The sequence below is a fragment of the Protofrankia sp. CiP1_Cm_nod3 genome (assembly GCF_982290655.1).
This window is the reverse complement of sequence record NZ_CEVIVD010000063.1, coordinates 13,598-17,414: the sequence shown is the minus strand read 5'-3', so window position 1 is coordinate 17,414 and position 3,817 is coordinate 13,598. Positions and strand designations below refer to the sequence as shown.

2 protein-coding genes are annotated in these 3,817 nt (G+C 74.7%); one reads left to right on the top strand and one right to left on the bottom strand.

All coding sequences use genetic code 11. The features are described 5' to 3' along the window. The first annotated feature begins 235 nt into the window (after window positions 1-235). A complete protein-coding gene (fabI, locus tag AC5LUJ_RS13795; RefSeq protein WP_250282646.1) occupies window positions 236-1,009 on the top strand; it encodes an enoyl-ACP reductase FabI in 774 nt (257 codons plus the stop codon). Window positions 1,010-1,116: 107 nt separating this feature from the next. Here the strand turns inward: fabI and AC5LUJ_RS13790 are convergent, their stop codons facing one another. Next, the gene (locus AC5LUJ_RS13790; RefSeq protein WP_493465049.1) at window positions 1,117-3,729 is read right to left on the bottom strand and encodes a thiamine pyrophosphate-dependent enzyme; all 2,613 of its coding nucleotides are present in this window, start codon (window positions 3,727-3,729) and stop codon (window positions 1,117-1,119) included. Between the last annotated feature and the right edge of the window lie 88 nt (window positions 3,730-3,817).

The following is a 3,817-nucleotide window of genomic DNA, read 5'->3' as shown; positions in this document are numbered from 1 at the left end:
ATGCGGCCCGGAGGATACGGCCGGGCTGGCTCGCCCGGGCCGGCGTCCTCGGCCCGCCGCTTTGATGAGCGCCTTCCCGGTGTGACGCAGGTGCGCCGGGTGTACCGGGTGTACCGGGTGTACCGGAGTGTGCCGGCCGGCGTGTTTTTGTCGGTGCGCCGGCACTGCGAGGGGGGTGGCTTTGTCGGTGTGCCGCCTCGCCAGCGCCGGCCGATGTTTGGCAGGATGCGGGCCTGTGAGCGGACTCCTCGCAGGTAAGCGCATCCTTGTCACCGGCGTTCTGACGGACGCGTCCATTGCTTTCGGCGTTGCCCGTATCGCGCAGGAACAGGGCGCGACCGTGGTGCTCAGCGGTTTCGGCCGGGGCCTGTCACTGACCCGGCGGATCGCCCGGCGGCTGCCCACCGAGGCCGCCGTGATCGAGCTGGACGTGACTGACGAAACACATCTGGGCACGCTGTCCGACCGGGTTCTCGAGCACACCGACGGGCTGGACGGCGTCCTGCACGCGATCGGTTTCGCGCCCGAGTCGGTACTCGGCGGGAAGCCCTTCGTGGACGCCCCCTGGCCGGAGGTGGCGACCGCGGTGCAGATCTCGACCTGGTCGCTGGCCGCGCTGTGCCGGGCGACGCTGCCGCTGTTCGGCGAGCGGGCCTCGGTCGTGGGGCTCGACTTCGACGCGAGCGTGGCCTGGCCCTCCTACGACTGGATGGGGGTGGCCAAGGCCGGCCTGGAATCCGCCACCCGCTATCTCGCCCGAGACCTCGGGCCGCGCGGGGTGCGGGTCAACCTGGTCGCGGCGGGGCCGCTGCGCACCATGGCCGCCAAGAGCATCCCCGGTTTCGAGCGGTTCGAGGGTGTCTGGGACGAGCGCGCGCCGCTCGGCTGGAACATCCAGGACACCGAGCCGACGGCCCGGGCCTGCGTGGCGCTGCTGTCGGACTGGTTCCCCGCCACCACCGGAGAGATCATCCACGTGGACGGCGGCGTGCACGCGATCGGGACCTGACCCGCCACCAGGGCCCGCGAGGCCTCGCCGAGCGGACGAGCGGGTGCCTGGTGTTCGCCCCGACCGTCCATCCTAATTGTTACTATGAGTAATTTCGTGGGATGGCTTTACGCCGGGTAGCCCTCGACCTCGTCCAGCAGGTCGAGGGCCGCGCCGACGATCGTCGCCACGTCGACCGGCACCATCATGCCCGCGCCGAGGGTGGAGACGGGATCGCCGTGGACGCCGGCGAGGAACCCCAGCGCACGCGGGTCCCCGTCGGCCACGGTGACCAGCGGGCTGCGCCGGTCGGTGGGGAAGAGCTCGTCGAGGATCGACACGTCACCCGGCAGCAGGCCGCGGCGGGCCTGCAGGGCGCGCCAGACCAGGTCGGGGGAGGTCAGGCAGACGACGGCGACACCGCGGCCCAGCCCCGCGCCGAGCTCGTCGGCGGCGGCGAGGACGTCGGCCATGACGGAGCCGGCCCCGACCAGGGTCACCGCCGGCCCGGATCCGATACCGGCCCGGTTGTCGGGCTCGCTGCCGATCCTGTTGTCGGGTCCGTCGACGGGTCTCCCCCCAGACCTGGCGACGAGCTCGCCCTCGAGCCCGTCGCCGGGCTTGCCGTCGGGCGCGTTGCCGGGCTTGCCGCCGGCGCCGGTTGTGCCGTCGCGTAGCCGGTAACCGCCCGCGAGCACCCCGGCGCGCCGCCGGGCCCGCCCCTCGGCGTCGGCGGGCACCGCGGCCAGCGCCTGCTCGACCGGGCGGGCCGAGACCCGCAGCAGCGCCGACCGGCCGTCCGGACGTCCGAGCCGGCCGATCGCGTCCAGCGTGCACCAGGCGAGATCCTGGGCAAAGGCCGGCTCCCAGCAGATCATGTCGGATTCGGGTCGCCCGCCGCCGCTGGCGACGGGTCGCGCGGGATCGGTGACGACGACTAGGACGAACCACGCATCACTATCCGTGTCGGCATACCGGTGCGCCAGCACCCGTCCGGCGGTCGCGTCGCCGGTCACGCCGACCGGGAGCAGGGGATGGCCGAGCTGGTTCCAGGCCCGGCCCAGCCCGCCGAGCAGCCCTGCCAGCACGCCGGGGAAGGCCGGCTCGGCCAGCTGCCCGCCGGCGCGCCGGCGCGGCTCCCCGGGCGCGGCGGCCCGCGACGGCGACCATGTGCCGACAGCGTCGCGCCATCCGGCCAGCGCGGTGGCGGTTTCCGGGGTGGTGGCGGTGACGATGCCGGCGGCGACCCGCGGCTGGACGTCGGCGAGATCGCGCATGACGGCGCCGAAGGCGGCCAGCGTGCTGACCCGTCCGAGGTAGGAGCGCGCCGGCTCGGACGGGACCGGCGGCGGGCTCGCCCGCGTGACCGATTTCGCCGCCAGCCGCCGTCGGACGAGGCGCGCGAGGCGGGCGGCGGCGCTGCCCGCGGGCAGCCCGGCCCACTCGTCAACGTCGGATCGCGCTGTCCGTTCGGCCGGGCCCGCGTCGACGTGTACGAACAGGACGGTGGGCCGGTGCGGGTCGACCTCGTCGAAGGCGTCCACGAGCAGGGGCAGGTCGTTGCCGCCGACGTCACGCAGAGCAGCGGCGATCTCGTCGTCGGACAGCTCGTCGAGCAGCCGGGTGATGCCGGCTCCGGACGCCCCGGGCCCGGCGAGGCGTCGGCGCAGCTCCGCCCCTGACGAGCGCAGCAGCTCCTGGAACTCGGCGCGGCCCATCCCGTCGAGCCGACGGCGCAGCGCCTGCCCGCCCGGCCTGCCGAACAGGGCGGACAGCGTCCGTCCATAACTGACAGTGAGTACCTGCCAGTTGGCGGCGGCGAAGAGACGCGCCTGGTCGGTGACACCCGCCTCGGCGGCGATAGCCGCGCCCGGATGAGCAGGGACCGTGACCACCCACACCAGCTCGCCCAGGCGGCGCACCCGCGGATCGGTGACCGGCTCCCACACCGTGCCGTCGAACAGCTCGGTGTGGTCGAGCAGGCAGATCTGCCGTCCGGGTGCCCCCGCGGCGACCGTCGTGGCGGCGCCGGCATGCTCACCGGTACCGGTCGGCGCGGCGGCACCGGCATGCCCGATGATCTCGTCTGGTGCGGTGATGCCGGGATGGTCGGCGACATACCGCGTGGCGAGGGCGTCCCAGGCCGTCACCGCTGGTCCGGAGCGTGCGGTCACGGTCACGCCGACCAGGCCCGGCGGCCACGGCAGGCGCTCTGCCGCCGCCGGGCCTCCGGAAGCGGGCCGCGGCTGAGCTCCGGGCGGGCCGGCTGGGCCGGAGCCGGGGGGAGCAAGCAGGCGGTGGACGGCGTCCAGCAGCGGGAACGCGGCCGGGGGCACCCGGAGCTGGTCACCCGCACGCAGCGCGTCGAACCACAGAACGGTGATCAGGCTTGCCAGGGAACGCGTGGCGGTGCGCAGAGCGGCAACGCCGCCGACACCGCCGCCGCCGACATCGCCGACGGCCGGCCCGCCGGGCGGCGCCGCGTCCGCGATGTCGTCGATCAGCGCGGCGGCCAGGCCGCGCAGCCGTCGCTCGATGTCGATGAGGGCCGGCAGGTCGAGGGGCTCGACAGTGACGGGGGCGGGCAGGAGGCTGTCGGCGCGTGCGGGCGTGACCGGTGCGCCGGCCACCGGACCGGTCGTGGCGCCGGCCGCAGGACCGGTCACGGCGCCGGCCACGGACGCCTGCGGTGTCCGGAGCCGTCCGTGCACGGCAGCATGGGTCTCACCCGGCGCAAGCAACCTGGCCTCCGTCGACACGATCTGTCCCATATCCGGACGATGAGCCCCTGTCAAAGGTTGTGCTCCCGCGCCTCCGCCCGCCCCACCC